The 17,745-nt window shown below is 45.1% G+C and carries 11 protein-coding genes and 1 tRNA gene; 1 reads left to right on the top strand and 11 read right to left on the bottom strand.

Translation table 11 applies throughout. The features are described from left to right. Positions 1-132 precede the first annotated feature (132 nt). The 4 genes from ACMQ5W_RS04535 to ACMQ5W_RS04520 form a co-directional block, all read right to left on the bottom strand. Positions 133-3,096, bottom strand: coding sequence for a response regulator (locus ACMQ5W_RS04535; protein WP_419023747.1), 2,964 nt, complete (start codon positions 3,094-3,096; stop codon positions 133-135). Beyond that, positions 3,093-4,370 carry an ABC transporter substrate-binding protein gene (locus ACMQ5W_RS04530; protein ID WP_419023745.1) on the bottom strand — a complete coding sequence of 426 codons (1,278 nt, stop codon included), beginning with the start codon at positions 4,368-4,370 and terminating at the stop codon, positions 3,093-3,095. Before ACMQ5W_RS04530 ends, ACMQ5W_RS04535 begins: the two co-directional genes overlap by 4 nt. 76 nt (positions 4,371-4,446) lie before the next feature. Continuing rightward, on the bottom strand, positions 4,447-5,304 hold the full coding sequence (locus tag ACMQ5W_RS04525; RefSeq protein WP_419023743.1) for an ABC transporter permease: 858 nt from the start codon (positions 5,302-5,304) through the stop codon (positions 4,447-4,449). Beyond that, on the bottom strand, positions 5,301-6,164 hold the full coding sequence (locus tag ACMQ5W_RS04520; protein WP_419023741.1) for an ATP-binding cassette domain-containing protein: 864 nt from the start codon (positions 6,162-6,164) through the stop codon (positions 5,301-5,303). Before ACMQ5W_RS04520 ends, ACMQ5W_RS04525 begins: the two co-directional genes overlap by 4 nt. Before the next feature lie 168 nt (positions 6,165-6,332). On the opposite strand from ACMQ5W_RS04520, the gene ACMQ5W_RS04515 reads away from it, so the two are divergent. Continuing rightward, positions 6,333-7,304, top strand: coding sequence for a tetratricopeptide repeat protein (locus tag ACMQ5W_RS04515; protein WP_419023739.1), 972 nt, complete (start codon positions 6,333-6,335; stop codon positions 7,302-7,304). Positions 7,305-7,324: 20 nt separating this feature from the next. Here ACMQ5W_RS04515 and ACMQ5W_RS04510 read toward each other — a convergent pair whose 3' ends face one another. The 7 genes from ACMQ5W_RS04510 to thrC all read right to left on the bottom strand — a co-directional run bounded on the left by ACMQ5W_RS04510 (position 7,325) and on the right by thrC (position 17,736). Continuing rightward, a complete protein-coding gene (locus ACMQ5W_RS04510) occupies positions 7,325-7,762 on the bottom strand; it encodes a DUF3021 family protein (protein WP_419023737.1) in 438 nt (145 codons plus the stop codon). A gap of 11 nt (positions 7,763-7,773) precedes the next feature. Next, positions 7,774-8,211, bottom strand: a complete 438-nt coding sequence (locus ACMQ5W_RS04505) for a LytTR family DNA-binding domain-containing protein (RefSeq protein ID WP_148493237.1) — start codon at positions 8,209-8,211, stop codon at positions 7,774-7,776. 229 nt (positions 8,212-8,440) lie between these two features. Continuing rightward, positions 8,441-11,431, bottom strand: a complete 2,991-nt coding sequence (locus ACMQ5W_RS04500) for an EAL domain-containing protein (RefSeq protein ID WP_419023735.1) — start codon at positions 11,429-11,431, stop codon at positions 8,441-8,443. 1 nt (position 11,432) lies between these two features. Further along, entirely contained in the window at positions 11,433-12,875 is a 1,443-nt protein-coding gene (locus ACMQ5W_RS04495; protein WP_419023733.1) for an extracellular solute-binding protein, read from the bottom strand. A gap of 140 nt (positions 12,876-13,015) precedes the next feature. Further along, on the bottom strand, positions 13,016-15,727 hold the full coding sequence (locus tag ACMQ5W_RS04490) for a response regulator (protein WP_419023731.1): 2,712 nt from the start codon (positions 15,725-15,727) through the stop codon (positions 13,016-13,018). Positions 15,728-16,081: 354 nt separating this feature from the next. Next, positions 16,082-16,169, bottom strand: a tRNA-Ser gene (locus tag ACMQ5W_RS04485). Between the two features lie 88 nt (positions 16,170-16,257). After that, positions 16,258-17,736 carry a threonine synthase gene (gene thrC, locus ACMQ5W_RS04480; protein ID WP_419023729.1) on the bottom strand — a complete coding sequence of 493 codons (1,479 nt, stop codon included), beginning with the start codon at positions 17,734-17,736 and terminating at the stop codon, positions 16,258-16,260. Between the last annotated feature and the right edge of the window lie 9 nt (positions 17,737-17,745).

Genomic DNA, 17,745 nt, shown 5'->3' with positions numbered 1-17,745 from the left:
GAATTTTTGTCAAAAAAAATAAGGTTCCTATGTATTTCTGTCATTTTTCTCCCCCATTTAAAATAAGATATCAGGGATTATTGTAACAGGCGGAACCTATTTTTCCTATTGAACTTTAGTTGCATTTTTGATTTAGCGAGATGATTTGTTCAGATATTCGTCTAACATCTGCTGCAGGACGTTCATGTCCACCGGCTTCGCAAAATGGGCGTTCATACCCGCCTGCAGGGCGGCCTGTACATCTTCGGAGAAAGCATTGGCCGTCATGGCAATAATCGGCACTTCTTTGGTGTCATCGCGCTCCATCGCCCGTATGCGTTTTGATGCCTCGTAGCCGTCCATCTTTGGCATCTGGATGTCCATCAGAATCAAATCATAATATCCTTCTTGCCCTTCAGCCACTTTCTGCACGGCCTCTTCACCATCACAAGCTTCCTCTATCAGGATACCGCTTTCACTGAGCATTTCTCTGGCAATCTCCCGATTGATCTCGTTATCCTCCACCAGCAGAACGCGCTTATCCGAATAATCTCTTTTGCCAGCAAGAACCGTCTGCGTCGTTTCATACTCAGAACAATCTTTCTCAGCACGTTCCTGCAGCTTCAGGGGCAGGGTCACAGTAAAAACAGAACCTTCTGAGAGCCTGCTTTCGACCTGAATATTTCCATTCATCAGATCGATAATATTTTTGGTTATAGCCATGCCCAGTCCCGTTCCGGCAATCTTGCTGCTGGTAGAATCCTGCACACGCTCGAAGGGCAGAAACAACCTTTCGAGGAACTGCTGGCTCATGCCGATTCCAGTGTCGGCACAGCGGAACACATAATTCTCATAACCTCTCCAGGTACCGTTTTCTTGTGTCACCTGAATGGAGATGCTTCCACCAGGTTCTGTATATTTCACGGCATTGCTCATAATATTGACCCATACCTGCTGCAGACGCACTGAGTCTCCTACGACATAGGCATCTTTTACCGCTGACAGATCTGCCTGTATGTCAAGGGACTTCGCCTTTGCCTGTATCTTGATTAAATCAAGGGACTCTTCTAGTTCCTTTAAAAGATCAAGAGGTTCTTCTCTGAGGGACATCTTCCCACTCTCGATTTTCGACATGTCCAAGACGTCATTTATCAGATTCAGCAGATGTTTGCTTGACAGCTCAATTTTCTCAAGACAGTTTTGTACCCGCTGGGGATCATTGATATGGGCAGAAGCAATCGCTGTCATACCTACGATGGCATTCATCGGCGTTCTGATATCGTGACTCATATTGGACAAGAACTGACCTTTCGACTCACTGGCTGTTCTGGCGTTTTCCAGAGCAGTCTCAAGAGCCTGGCGCTGCTGTTCTTCTTCGTGTTTTCTTTCATCGATGCCGCGGGAAATGAGAATTGCCATCTTATCCTGGGAGTACGGATTATCGACGTGAATAATCTGTGTGGCAATCCAGTGGTAAGCATCATCCTTCAGTTTGAATTGCGCTTCAAAGGATACCTCCTTTTTCCCATCTTCCAAGCTGTTAAAAAGTTCGTTAAGACTGAAACGCTCTTTGAATTTTTCCAGATTCGCCGGATGCACTGTATGAGAAATGTCTGCAGCCAGCTGGCTGTAGGTCTGCTGATTCCCTAAATTTTCCATCAGATCTTCATCCAAATAGATGAATCTCACCGTATCTTTCGTCAGGTTGATGCTGATAATCACAGGAAATGCGTTGGAAATCGCCCCTACCAAAGTCACACGTTCTACAAGCTTTTCTCTCTCGATTTCTTCTTCTGCCAGCTTCTCAGCAGTAATGTCGTGGAACGTGGCAATCAAAATCGGCTTTCCATCCTCGTCTTGTGTCTTTTCCACAATCCCGCTAGCCCAGAACTGACTGCCGTCAAGTCTTACCATCCGTTGTTCAAAAACACGTTTTTCGTCGTCGAAACTGATTTCCTGCAAGATTTCCGACATTTCAGCAAAGTCATCCTGGCAGAACACAGCTTCCAGCATTTCTCCCTTCGGCGTATCGTTAACCGCATCCTCCGGATAGCGCAGAATCCGCAGACCTTCATCGTTCAGCTGAATAAACTGATATGGTTCCGTTATGGTAATCAAGGCGATTCCTTCGGGTATGGAGTTGTAGAGATGCCCGATATACTGCGTCTGGTTTCTTAACTTCTTGCTGGTCTTATTGATGTACCACAGGTACAGCAGCACCAGTGTAACGATAACGAAGATAATCGCTCCCGTCAACCCCAGGGACTGTTTCAAAATATGATTGGTCTGTGCGCTGACAACTTCTTTGGGAATGATGGAAATCAGATACCAGTCTGATTGTAAATTCAAAGGGGTATAACAAAATACGGTCGGCTGCTCTTCATAAGAGAAAACCGCCCAACCAGTTTTGCCTTCCTGCAGAGCACTCTGAAAAGTGCGAAGACTGCCCTCGCTGTTTTGAGAACGGCTCAGCATGTCGAACAGATTCTTCATGGTCTTGTTGCTGCCCGGATGAGGCGAACGAATCAAAACATCGCCCTGCGCATCTAGCACATAGGAAAATCCGGCATTGTTGTAAAAGGACAGGCTAAAGCTGTCTACAATGCTTTCCACTTCATACTCTTTCAACAGATAGCCTTGACTTCCGTCTTTCAGTGTGACCTTGACATAGAGATCAAAGACATTGACGCCTGTAACAGTGCTGATATGCGGATTGACGATGCCTTTTTCCCCATCGGATAACAGTTCCACTATCTGGTTGTCAAGCTGTGCACTATTTGGAAAAACTGTCCCATCTTCCATGTATAAGAGGATGCCCTCCTCCAGTTTGACGTAATCCTCTAAGGCGTCATCCAACTGCTCACTCTGACGCAGAGACAGATCTTCGAGATGTGCAGCTGCCGTTTCCATAGACTCATAGGTTTCACCTAACTGCACTTCCAAGGTCTTGCACCCCTGCCTGGTACTCTCCATAATCGTATCGATGGATTGTTCCCACAGCTGCGTCTTTACATCCTGCACAAAACGAAAAGTGAGAATACTGAGAATGACGATGGCGAAAACCGCACCCAAGGCAATCCTTCGTTTTACATTGACAGAACCCTGACCCTGCTTCATTTGCCGCCTCCTTTTTCTCTCTCATGCAAGTCCATATTCTTCATGACAGACTGCAGAGACTTTCCGGAGAGCAGCTGTTGAGATGCCTCTTTCGTCAGTTCCCAGATCGGCAGATCCAGTAAGCTGTCAGACCCGATCACAATATGTCCTTCATTATAGCAGGAAATCAGTGGTTCGATTTCCTGAACAGAGGATGGTTTTCCGTCATTCAGTGGGCTGAAAGAAGATTGCTGATCGGCAAACTTCTGTATATTTTCTGTTTGTGTAAAATACTCTACGAATTTTACTGCGGCATCTCTATGCTCACTATCTGCGTTAATAGCAAGACGAGTATCCGCATTGACAACTACCAGGGACCCTTCATCCAGTACAGGATAAGGGACTACTTGGAATGCAAAATCGGGGTTCATGCTCTTTACTCGTGTTGATGCCCAGGCACCTGTCAGCATAAAGGGCGATTCGCCCTTTATAAACTCCTCCAGATCGTCAGAGGTTTTTTCGGTCTTCAAGGCCTTTTCCCCATCGATATAACCTCGGCGTATGAACTTTTCGGCCAGGGTGAATCCGACTGAAAGAGATTCACTGAGCAGTTCACTGCCGTCGTTGAATTTTTTCATCACTTCTTCTTGCTCATTTTTTTGATATACAGAGTAAAAGCTTTTGCCAATTGCTAATGTTTTCAGAGAAATGTCATTGTTGGCGATGATAGGCGTTATCCCCTGCTGAACAAAATAGTCGCAGACTGCCTCCCATTCCTTCAAATTTTCAGGTATTTTTTGATCATGTTCATTTAAAAGATCCACATTACAATAGAGACCGAATGCGGATACTGTCGTAGGCAGCCAGTAAATCTTCCCATCTGTCGTCATTTGACTTTTCATCTGCTGAGAATAGTTTTCAATTGTCCCCAGCTCTGACAGCTCAGCCAGCTGGCCCTGTTCGCTCAATTCTAGAGCGATATCGTGATTGACCATGAACACGTCGTCACCTTTTCCGGCAGCCATGCGTTTTGTCAGTGCAGTAAAGTAATCTTCGCCTTTCAGGCTTTCGTAAGAAACTCTGATATTGGGGTACTGATCCATAAATCCAGATATGATTTCTTCTATAACCGTTACATTTTCCGGTTCATATTTATTGCCGAAGAAAGTGATCGTCGTCACCTCTCCCGCCGAATCGTCGTAATTGCGCACCTCGTTCTCGCTGCCGCAGCTGCTAAATACAAAGATAGCAGCTAAAATAAGCGCCAATATACCTGTCTTTTTGTTTTTCCCCATGGTGATTGTCTCCCTTGAACGACCGAATAAATTTGCTAATATATAAAATTATAGCATAATCCAGCCGTCAAGACAATTATTTAACATTCTTTTTGCTGGCACATAGTCTGCCGAGGATAAAAAACAGCACGATACAGCCCGCAATCACTAGCAGGCTTTCTGTCTGTGTCACGACGTGACTGCCGAATTCATAGCGGATGCCTAACTCCGTTTTTAAGCTTGCGGCAACTTCTTCTGGCACCCCTTCAAAAGCCGTCTTCATCGGTTTCTCCATCATCAAATTTCTAAAAATAGCTGCTGCATGGGAGACGGGGAAAATTTTAATCATCCACTGCACCGCCTCTGGATACATGCCGATGGGAAGATAAATACCTGTTACGAATCCAATCAGGGTTCCAAATACGGTGCTGGCAACAGAAAAGGCACTTTGGCTTTTAAACAAGGAGACAATAAATACCATAAAGGTCGTATTCATCAGGGTGGTCAGGAGAATCATGGCCAGCACTTTGACAATCTGTTCCGCAGCCAGAAGTGCGCCCCCGTTCACGACAATATAGATTTCTGCTGCCACAAAAGCAAGCAATGTCATGAGCAGCCCAACAATGTAAGCGCCTGCAATATAGCCGCCAGTCAAAGCCGTACGGCTGATCGGCGCGATATAAAAGTCCATGTTCATTCTAAGCTCCCGGTCTTTCACCATGGACCCCAGCATACCCATGGTAGTGGTAAAGCTTGTGACAGCCAGAACCCCGGCCATGACCCAGTTATCCATCAGTTCTCGTGCTCCGGCAAAGTCTCGCAGGTTTTTGGTCCATACATCACCCAAAAATAGGACATAGAGACCGATGATGATAAATACTGCCAAAAGGGAGAACATCACGTTAGACTTGTCACGAAAATATATCTTTAAATTTCTCTTTGTAAATGCTATCATTCTCTGATCTCCTTCCCTGTCACTCCAATGAACACATCGTCCATAGACCCTTTTTCCACGGTGAACTCTCTGATATTGCCCTCATATTTTTTCAAAAAATCGAGAGCTTCCATGGTCGATTCCAATTTCAGGTCTACAGTTTCACTGCTCTCTTTGAGCAATATGCTCATCTTATCTTTGGCATATCTGCTTTTTAGATCCAGTGGTGTACCTTTTGCCGCAATCTTACCATCATCTACGATGATACAGTAATCTGCATCTTCTGCTTCTTCCATGTAGTGCGTCGTCAGAAAGACCGTCATATTCTGTTCAGCCTGCAGCTTCTTTATGGTATCCCAAATACTCCTTCTGCTCTGCGGGTCAAGTCCCGTAGTCGGCTCGTCGAGAAAGAGAATGCGCGGCGTATGAATCAACGCTCTGGCGATGTCTGCCCGCCGTCTCTGCCCGCCGGAAAGCTTTCCATAGGGACGTTTGAGGAAGCCCATCAAATCTGTAGCCTTGGCAGCCCTTTTTACAGCTTCTTTTAACGCCTTTCCTTTTAAATTGTAGAAACTGCCTCTAATCAAGAGATTTTCTTCCACCGTGAGCAGATCGTCAAGCACACCGCTTTGAAACACGACACCAATTCGTTTTCGTATGGACGCATCGTCTTTACCCAGGATGAATCCATCCACTTGTACACTGCCGCTGTCCGGCTTCAAGAACGTGCAGATCATGTTAATCGTTGTGGATTTTCCCGCTCCATTGGGTCCCAAAAACGCGAAGAGACCGCCTTCTTCCACATAAAAGCTGATCTCTTTCACGGCTTTTACTGAGCCGTAACTTTTTTCCAATTGTTTTATCTCTATGATATGACTCATATCTTCACCTCCGCTGTAACCATAGCACGGCAGGTGCTGCCTAGTAAACCCTGTCGGCTGTGACCTGTTCAGATCTGCGGCTGAGTTACAAAAAAACGCCCATAACTTGCGGGGTGCTGTGAATTATACTATAATGAGGACAGTACAGGAAAGAACAGGAGTCAGAAAATGAAAGATACATTACTTACAGAAAAAGATATCGAAACCTTGGAATCTTATGCCGAAGGCTATTTTTATAAGATACTGCAGCACATCCGCGATTTTATCGATACTGGGCTCAAAGAGAAACGCTTTACGCAAAAAGAGGCAGAACACGACCTCGAAATCGCTCTGTGGGTTTCTTACGCCTGCAACAACATCGACGAATACGAATATTATTATACTGCTGTACGGTGGCTGGCTGATGTAGAAGACCTGGCAGAGGGCTGCGGCGTCTGGTATTACCGCTATTCCAGCGCTTTGATGTACTGCGGCAGGCTGACAGAGGCTCTCGTCTATGCAGAAAAAGGCGTTTTGGAAGACCCCGCCTACCCATGGGGCTGGCTGCAGTTAGCAAAATTGCGCAGTCACTTCGGAGACAGCGAAGGCGCACTATCAGCAAACAAAACCGGTCTTGCCTTAGTTCCCGGCGATTATGAATTTCTTCGCCAGGAGCAGGAACTGATACGGGGCTGTTCTTTAGAAGAACTATTAAATCACTATATTTACGAAGAACTCGATCGTGATCTGTCAGAGGGGCATCTAGACGGCTCCCTAAAACTGGATGCTATTTCCGGTGTCGTCTGTGACCAAGAAAATTTGGCCGCCATCAAAGACGCACTACAGGCAGAAAACTGGATCCCTGACGTACCCTATTGCTCTTTCCGCTTTCCTTATGGAGAACAGATGGTGATCGGTGTCTTTGAGATGAACGAGGCCGCCCTATCAAAGGTAAGTCTGAATTGGATCAGAGAAACCCTCGCAAACCTGCCCACAGTGGAGAAGATTCAGAAAGAGTCTGAAAGTCAGGCCAGTGGGATTCCTGCAGATGCCCTGGTATTAGATCAGGTAGTATTTTATCGCAACCAGAGTATCGCATTGTTCTTTGACCACAGCGCGGCAAGCATACTCAAAATGCCTGACAGCCCTATCTGCAGCTAAAACAACAATGGAGAGGATTTTCAAAAATCCTCTCCATTGTCATTGATTTCCTGTATTCTCTGATTGATGGCTTCTGCCTCGCGGCTGCCACTTTTAAAACTCAATAACTTGACCATGATGTAGACCAAGAGGATGACGAAGAAAAAGAACACCGCCTCTAAGGCGTTTTCGTACAGCCTGAGCAGACCGGCAAAGGTCATCAGCACAGCTTCCAACAGCAGGAAGTGGATCGCTGTGCGCAGAAGAAATTGTCTCTCTGTCAGCACCTTCTTCGAATAAAATACCAGCAGTGTGGCGTCTCCTGTCAGAGAAAAGAGAGCCATCCAGGCAAAGTAATTGAGCTTAAAGGTCATATCTGGATAAAATATGCTGCAGAACACATAGGTACCGAAGATGGAGCCTGTGTATATATAAAAAAATCCCAGAAGCATTTCTCTTTTTAATTCTTTAAAATCCATGCGGCACCTCCTTACAGTCCAATTTGTCTTTTCAGCTCCGGCACATACTGTCTGGACACTAGTACGCACTCGCCGTTTTTCAAGTAAACCTCAAACCGTCCGCTCATGGACGGTTTGACATGAGATATCTTTGTGGTATTGATGATGGTAGATTTAGACGCCCGAAAAAATTTGCCCGCCCTTGTTAAATCCTCAAACTCGTACAGCTTCAGCTTTGTCTCATAGACTCGGTCTTCACAATAGAGAAAGGCTTTGCTGTCCACCGTCTCAAAATAGAAGACATCGCCAAAAGGAATGCGATAGACTCTATCATCGACATAGGCGGTCAACTGGTTCTGATTCATTTTCAGTCTGCGTACCAATTCCAGAATGTCGTCATTCATCTCATGACATTTGATGATGATTTCTTCTTCTTCGTGGCTGTCTACTTCCCGCACTGATATCTTCACCAGTTCACCTCCTTACACTCATTTTTTTCATGGAACGCGTCGTATGACATTCAGTCCAGCGAGATACTTATCGAGCTGCGTGACAGAATTTATGCTTAATGGTGCTTGCCCCAATTCACGCAGTGAATTGCAGGGAAGACCTTATGCAACAATTGCCCGAACTTGTTCGGCTGCAATTGACTGCAGCGTTCCCCAGCCTATGGCTGGCTTGGAACGCGTCGTATGACATTCAGTCCAGGAGAGAAGGACGATGACAATTTACAATTTCAGACTTGATCTCCTTATAAATGCCCTGCGGCTGCGGAGAAGGCCTGCCAGTCAGATAACCTTGTATATAATCCACATCCATGCCTACCACGGTTTTCAGTTCCGCAATGGTTTCAATTCCCTCGGCAATCACGTACTTGCCACGCTCGTGACAGTAAGTGATCGTATCTTTGACAATCGTCCTCTTGTCCATATCTTTGTCAATATCTCTGATAATATCGATATCAATTTTTACATAATCCGGGTTGAGGAACAACAGATTGCGGCCGCTGTTGTAGCCGCTTCCATAATCATCCAGAGCCAAAGAGCTGTTCCAGCTTTGCAGAATCCGTTTTTTATAAGCTATATACTCTTCGTTCAGTTCTTCGTTTTCCGTCAATTCCATGACCAGATTTGGCAAAATCTCTCCATACTGCTCCTCTATGCTACGTACCTCTTCATCACTGAGCCGCTGGTTTGCGATTGAATTGACGAAGAGTTTCATGCCCCTTGGCACCTTCCCCTCTTCAATCAAATCGTGGAATCGTTTCAGACTGTTGCTCATGGTAATCTTCTCTATCAAGTACAATTTTGACTCCATCTTTGCAATCTCAATAATTTCAGCTGGATTCTTCAGCGTGGAGTTCACTGTCCGCATCAGCGCTTCGTAGGCGTAGATTTCTCCGTCCACCGTGCTGACAATCGGTTGGAAATAATAGGTAAAGGCGTTCTCCTCTAAAATCCGGCTCAGTTCTGACTTCCGCTTGATCATAAAGACATCATTTCTGTAATCTCTGGCTGAAAAATCTCCGATTTTTCCTTTGAGAGAGTGCTTTACACTATACATCGCGAAGTCAGAATACTTCTGCAAGGTGTTGAAATCTCTGCTGTCGTCGGGATACCAGGCCACGCCGCCGGACACCTGAATGTGGATCTGCTGCTGATTCGGCATGGTGACAGAAGCTTTTGTCAACTCCTGCCAAAATCTTTCAATTCGTTCGTGCAGTTCCAGCCTGCTCTCATAGCCATAGAGGAACAGATTGAATTCATCGCCAGAAATTCTCGAAATAATCGTTCCTTCCGGTGATAAGCTGCGGAACAAATCTGCCGCTTTCTGAATATAAATATCTCCGTATTCATGCCCATACTTATCATTGACCATTTTCAGATTATCTAAATCCAGCATCAGCAGCGCGCCGATTTTTATGCTCGCCGCTTCAATGGTAAACAAGCGTTTCATCTGCCTTTGATATGCTCTGCGATTGATGAGGCCGGTCAAAACGTCATGATCTCTCTCGTATTCGATAAGCTGACGTTCCCTCATCAGCTCGCTGACTTCTTCTACCAGTCCATAATATTTGCGGTTCACTTCATCGTCGATGTAACGCAGACGCAGGTAGATGTTTTTTCCATTTACATCCAGATTGAAGATATATTCGTTGGCGCTTTTTGAATTGCTCGGTCTGCAGCAATCTGAAAATTGATGTAATAATTGGCTGAACTTCTCAATGCTCAATTGATTGACATCTACCTGCAAGCCAAAAGCAGAAAAGAAGTCGTCAGTTACATACAATTGGCCTTTTCCATAGTCCAGTTCGAACCCTTCCAGCTGGGTGTTAGCCAGGCGGATAATTTTCGTGAAACGAGCCACAGCATCAATCGCATTGTTGCCTGTCTTTTCGATGGCATCAATCAACTGATCGATTTCTATAATTTTGGTCCGTTCAATGGAAATCTTATCCTTGAACGTCATGTTTCTGACGCTGTTCGCCAGTGAAATAACTGGTCTTGAAATCCAAAGGCTGAGCAGGATGCTTAAAATCAACCCGATGATCAGCGAACCGATGATGGCGTAGAGCAAGACCACTTTGATCTGCGAGGTGAAGGCCAGGAGATCATCTTCTTTCATCATCCCACTCAAATGCCACTGCTGTTTCTCATAGGGCGTATTATTATTATACAAGTTGATTTTTTCCATGCTCAGAGCGACTCGATCGTGATTCTGCATCAGGTATTTGTGGTCTCCATTCTGATGAATCGTCAGCTGATCGCCAGATTTGAAATCCACCGCAAAATAAGAATTATTGGTTAAGATATCGATGTACTTCCCATTATTTTCTAATATCAAGCTATATGCGCCCTTAGCGTCACTATCCAGTTCCAGATAGTTCAGCAAAGATTTCAGATATTCATGGGAGACCTCAATCCCCAGCACGCCGATAACCTTTCCCCGATATTGGATGGGGAGTACGTAGGAAACCACGTAATCGTTTCCCATCTGCATCATCGGCATCCAATATCCTAAGTCCTTGATATCTTTTGTGTCATTCTGAAGTTGATGATAATTGTCATATACTTCTTGAAACTCTTTCAGGTTACTGCCCCGCAGTGTGATATTCGGCTCCCAATCCGAGTCCGTGGCAATTCCCATTTTCTCAACCAGGCTTTTGGAGCCGCGTCGAATCATCAAATCGGAATTAGTGATGGAATTGTCATTTTCTACATTGCTGTCACTGATATACAAACCCGGCAGGGATTCTTTTCCACAGTCTTTGCCCATATTGCTGCACAAGAAAACATAGGCGCCTGTCACTCTGTGGTTGCGCAAGATAGAAACCACATTGTCCGAAACATGCTCCAATATGACATGACTATCACCCACATTGTCATCCAGATCTGCGGGGTTCACCTTGTTTGCCGCAGCCAAATCGCTGATAATGGATTGGATATCGGCTGCCTCGGTTTCCAGATTGCTCCACTGATTGACCATCATATTTTCCAGTTCATGAGAGCGGTTGACTACTTTGGAGTCAAAGATATCCCTTGTATTCTGCTCCATCTGTGAAAGGATGTTGTTGTAAAATATCACTCCGAAAAACAGAATAGACTCAATTAATACGAGAACAAACATCGGTATGAATATTCTCTTTAACATGGTCGCCTTCTGCCATTTCGCCCGAATCTTAGATTCCATACTATTTCCTCTGTTTTGCGGCTTCGTTTAATGCTTTCAGGGTATCCTCATACCACTTTTCAAAATTCTGATCAGTTGTGAAACGCTTGACAGCTTCTTTTCTAGACAATCCTGACTTCATCAATTTTTCTATCTTTTCCCGATCTGCAGCAGCTTTGTCTGACATGCTGTATTCCAGGATATTTCGAATGCTGGTGCCGTTTTCTACAGCTTTTGGCGTATATAGTTCATTGTTGTTAACAGTATCCGCCGCCGCTATGATAACCTGCTTCATCTGCTCATCTTTCACCTTGGTTTTTTCTAGTATTTTCTTCTCATCGGTGGCATCTTTCTTGACCGGCATATAACCGGAATCTATGGAGAATGCGATATTTTGATCCTCATCAGTAAACCATTTGAGGAAGGTGGCTGCCGCTTCATTTTCTGCATCACTGCCCTTTGTCACAACAAGGCCTGCTCCCTGCTGTACAGCGATGTCCTCTCCGCCTTTAAATTTCGGTGCCTCTTTTGCTGCGGATTCGATTTTGTAAGAAGTCTCGTCGTCAAAAATAATTTCCTTAGGGAAATAGGTCGAACCGGACGTTGAACATACGCAAGCGATGATATTGCCCATCTTCACATCATCACTGCGGAAACGTCCTTTGGACATGAAGTAACCGTTTACATACGGAACATAGTAGTTGTCCCACAGTTTTCTCACAGTTTCCTTGTCAAAATCAATCTTGGCGTTGCCTTCCTCGTCGCCGCTGACTATTTCATGACCGAGCTGTTTGGCGCCGATGATGAAATAGTTTGCCATGGCGTCACGACCGAAGAACGCCTGCCCGTCGTCAGGTTCTGCCGTCAGAGAATCAGTATACTCATAATAGGCTTCTGCCGTCTTGGTAATACCTTCTATCGTGTCAAGATCGCTGACTTTCGCCCCTGTAGCTTTGGCAAACTTGTCCCAGTCGGTCTTGTTCATCATAAAAATTTCTGTGGATTTGGCAATTGGGAAGATTTTCAGATCGTCTCCGCGGAAATACCCCTCTTCCAAATAGCCAGGCACATATTCAGCCAGTTCCTCTTCAGAAAATAGCTCGTTGAGAGATACGACTTTTCCCAGTTTATCAATTTCATAAGCCGTATCGGAATAGGCTGCAAAGATGTTTGGCATGTCCTCTGAGCCAACTTTCTCATTGGCTGCATCCAATACGCTGTCGCCCAATTCAGAAACGCTGCCGTAATTGGAGGATTCTACGATGACACCCTTGTCCTTGCCCTCCGTCTGATTGAATTCCTCTACCAGCTTGTTAAAAGCTTTCTCCTGTTGTCCATTATAGTAATGCCATATATTGATTGTAATCGGTGAATCAGGGTCCAGATTGCTCTCTGGTGCACATCCACACAGTAAAGCGAGCATCGTTACGCAGATAACTCCCACTAGATATTTTTTCAGTTTCATAATCAGTCGTCCTTTCTATGAAAATTCATTCATGTCTTTAAGTATACCACAGTATGCCTAAGATGCCTATTTAAATCTGCCAAAAGTTGGAGTTTTTTAAAAAAGAAAACAAGGAGAGATTGAGAAATCCCTCCTTGTCTTCAATGTATCCACTTTTCCAAAGTCTCCACCAGTCCAGTGAAGTCAATCGGTTTTGATATATGATCATTCATTCCCGCTTTGTGCGCTTTTCCCACGTCGCTTGTAAACGCATCAGCCGTAAGCGCGAGAATCGGTACCGTCTGGCTGTCCTTTCTTTCAAGCTGTCTGATGGCTTGCGTCGATTCATAGCCGTTCATCACAGGCATCTGTATATCCATCAAAACGGCATCATAGAATCCGATCCTGGATTTTTGAAAGATTTCTAATGCTTCTTTTCCATTCTGCGCAATATCCACTATCAGTCCCTGCATTTGCAGCAGCTCTACTGCAATATCCCGGTTCAGTTCGTTGTCCTCAACCAGCAGTACATGTCTGCCATCCAAGGCAGAAAGGGTTTCTTCCGAGGCAGCGCTTTCTGTTTCTAAATGGTTGTCAGAGCAAAATAACTGCAGTACGCGGAATACTTTTGATTTAAACAGCGGCTTCGTAATAAACGCATCGGCACCAGCAGCGATAAACTCTTCTTCTATGTCAGAATAATCGTAAGCCGATATGATGATGATCGGCACGTCTTCGCCCATCTCTTCCCGCAGCACCTTCACCGTCTCCAGTCCGTTCATTTCCGGCATAATCCAGTCCAAAATGACTGCAAAATAGTCGTCAGCCCGTTGATGTGCTTCTTTGATACTTGCGATAGCTTCTCGTCCCGACATCACCCAGTATCCGCGCATGCCTAATTCGTCTAAAAGCACGGCCGTGCTTTCACAAACTGCCTGGTCATCGTCCACCACCAATACAGGGAGACCAGACATGTCCCTGGTGCAGATTTCCTCGTCTTCTGCCAAATCAAACTGAATTGCTACAATAAATTGACTGCCCTCTCCAAAACGGCTTTTGACGTGGATAGCTCCGTTCATGATTCTGACAATATTTTCCGTGATCGTCATACCGAGACCGGTCCCCTGGATTTTGCTGATGCGGGGATCCTCAGCACGGGAAAACGGTTCAAAGATATGCTCTATAAAGTCTTCTTTCATGCCGATTCCATTGTCAGTGAAGATAAATTCATACTGCCCTTTTCCATTGATGGTAGAGGCAAGCTCATTAATTCTGAGGCTGATCAAACCGCCTTGCGGTGTATACTTGATCGCATTGGAGAGCAGATTTACGAAGACTTGCTGCAGACGATCTCCATCGGTGATAATCTTCTCATGTTTCACATTGTTGACACTGATGCGGAAATCTAAGCCTTTCTCCGCAATCAGAGGATTACACAAATCGGCTACGTTCTGTACCAGATCCGGCAGGCTGACTTCGCCAAGAACCAGATTCATCTGACCGCTTTCAATTTTCGACATGTCCAATACTTCATTAATCAAAGCGAGTAAATGTCTGCCCGACACGTTGATTTTCTCCAGGCAGTCTCTGACCTTTTCTGGCGAGGACAGATTCATCTGGGCAATAGCAGACATACCCATAATAGCATTCATAGGCGTCCTGATATCGTGAGACATGCAGGAGAGGAAATCTGTCTTTGCCGTATTGGCCAGCTTGGCAGCCAGATAAGCATCCTCCAGCGCCTGGCGCTGCCGTTCTTTCTCTTCTCTGTCTCTGGTCACATCGATACCCATGCTGTAGAAAGAGGGAATGCCGTCCCAACTGTCTTCACCACTGACGTAGCTGTATGTCATGGTCAAAATTTTCACCCTGCCGTCTCGGGTGATGATTCTGCCTTCGACAGCGGTGTTTTCCCCTGTCTGTCTTGCGCTTTCCATGATCTCAACAGCATGATCAATGTCGTCAGGATGAACATAATTGCATTTAGAGTCCAGTTCCTCTTCAAACTGCTCCTTCGTATATCCGATCATGTCCAAAAATCCGCCGCCGTACCAGAGCGCAGTCCGCATGTCTCGTGCGTCTACTCGGGCAAAACCTCCTGGAATGGCGCGCAGAATCTCGCTCCGTTCCCGATCCTTCTTTGCTAATTTGTAATTGGCACTGTACATATCGTGAGACAGTTCAATCCTCGCTCTGTGTCCGTACCAATCGATCTGTTTGTTTCGAATCATAAAAGTGCAATCTAATGCAGGATTTTCAAACTCCCACTCGTAGACCTCGTCTGTCTTTAACAAGTGGTTGGTACAGAAAGGGCAAGGGGAGGTTCTCCCCTGTATTACTTCGTAACACTTGCGCCCCAGCAGATTTTCCTTTTTCTCCTTTAATGTGTTCTCGCTGGTCTTGTTCAAATACAGCAATTCATAATTGTCCATATCACTTATGTAGACGTTTCCCCCATATTCATCCATCATCCACTCAAATCGCTGGAGCGCGCCTTGCGTCTCTTCAATCAAATCGCTGATATCCGTATCGACTGTCACAAAAATGAGGGCACCGTTGACGTCCTCCTCCGTGATGATTCCTTTTCTTCGCACCCAGAGACAGGTTCCATTCTGAACGGGTATGGCACAGTCGACGCTGAACGTCTTGCAGTCGTCCTTCCGTGCTGCCACTATAGCTTCTCTGATTTTATGATACTCTTCTATATGATTTTCATAATACTGATGCAAATTGGGAAAAAGGATCTTGTACTCTTTTTCGCTATATCCAGTGCTCTCGTAATAGGCTGCGTTGGCATCGAGGAAGGTGACTTTCTCGTCCAATATCCATCTGGCAGCGCTGATGCCGATTGTATCTATCATTTGGTTGCCCATCTTTCTTCTCCTTTTTCCCTATAGACTATGGAGGGAACCCTCACTCCAATTGCGTTTTTCTTTATCTTGCTATCCTTTGAAAATTCGCAGGATGAATATTCAATGCAAAATCATCTAGTGTAATCTTAAACCTACGGGATTTTAATGTACGTAATAACATTGACGGTCTTCAATTAATTCCGAAAATCAAATTGACTATGTTTCGGTTCTCACAGATATTTTCTGATAAAGCTTGCCTCTATTATATCTAATTTAGTCCGGGAAATCAATGAAACAAATGAAAGGTTGTAAAAGAAGGTTTGTAAATATAATCAAAAAAGAAAAAAAGCACTCACATTGTGAATGCTTTTTATTTGGCGGAGGACACGGGACTCGAACCCGCGGGGCTGTTACACCTTACCTGATTTCCAATCAGGCTCCTTAGCCACTCGGTCAATCCTCCAGGCACCATTATAATTTACCATAAAACGAAAGGTTTTGCAAGTATTTCCTTACAAAACCTTTACATTTTATTTCGTACAATTTGAAAACTATTTTACGGACTTTTCTACCGTAGCCTGCATCTGATCCACGTCGATTACGCCTGTATGTTTCACTTCTTTCTTATCCAGATCTTTCAGTCCCTTGGGAACTTCCACACCTGTCTTCTCTGCCAAAGCTTCAACATATCTGAAGCCGTTTTCTTCTTCACCCAGCCCGATCGATTTTGCAACACTCTCGGCAAATTTGTATGCGCTTGCAGTAGATGCAATAATCGTCGGCGTATTGTCGCCAGTCGCCTCTTTGTAATCCTCATAGACTTTGTAAGCGACCGCAGTGTGCGTGTCCATCAGATAATCGTAATCTGCGTACATCTCCCCGATCGTCCGATTTGTCGTATCCACATCAGCATAACCACCGTAAAAATCTGCCATGCCGTCTTTGATCTTCTGGCTGACTTTGTAGCACTTCTGCGTGTCCAAATTCTCCATCAGTTCTTTGATTTCTTCGCCATTTCCGCCGCTCAGGTGGTAGAGCAATCTCTCCAGGTTGCTAGAAATCAAAATATCCATAGAAGGTGAATTGGTCAGATAAAAATCTCTTTTAATGTCATAAACGCCCGTATTGATGAAGTCTGTCAGGACTTTATTCTCGTTGGACGCGCAGATGAATTTGTTAACAGGAATACCCATCTGTTTTGCATAATAGCCGGCCAAAATATTTCCAAAGTTCCCCGTCGGTACGACGATGTTCATCTTCTCTCCATTTTTAATGACACCCTGCTCCACCAGCTTTATGTAACTGTAGACGTAGTACGCCACCTGTGGAACTAGTCTGCCTACGTTGATGGAATTTGCCGATGACAATTTGCAGCCACTGCCCGCCAGCTTCTCAGCAAAGGCATCGTCGTTGAAGATTCTCTTGACGCCTGTCTGTGCATCGTCAAAGTTTCCGTTGATGGCAAAGACGTGGGTGTTCTCGCCTTCTTGGGTAATCATCTGCTGCTCCTGCACCTGGCTGACGCCCTGATTTGGGAAAAATACGATGATTTCTGTGCCAGGTACATCGGCAAAACCTTCTAGCGCCGCTTTTCCTGTATCGCCGGAAGTCGCCGTCAAAATGCAGATTTTCTTGTCTTCTTTCTCTTTCTTCGTGGCAGTTGTCAAAAGGTATGGCAAAATGGACAGCGCCATATCTTTGAATGCGGCAGTCTTTCCGTGATATAATTCCAAAAAGTATGCATCCCCTGCTTTTACAATCGGTGCAATCTCTTTTGCTTCGAACTTCTCGTCATAGGCCCCGTCGATGCAGTACTTCATCTCTTCTTCTGTATAGTCATCAAAGAAAGCTCCAATTACCTTGAAAGCAATTTCCTGATATGACCTGCCTAGCATATCCTCAATCTTGAAAGGCAGCGCCGGAATTTCTGTCGGAACGTAGAGCCCCTTGTCTTCAGAGATTCCCTGAATAATGGCTTGTGCACCTGTCAATTCTCTATCGCTTCCACGTGTACTTTTGAACTTCATCATATAGCTTTC

The sequence above is a fragment of the Emergencia sp. genome, from assembly GCF_048465375.1.
GTDB lineage: Bacteria > Bacillota > Clostridia > Peptostreptococcales > Anaerovoracaceae > Senimuribacter.
The sequence above is the reverse complement of the archived record's forward strand: the minus strand, read 5'-3'. Positions and strand labels throughout refer to the sequence as shown.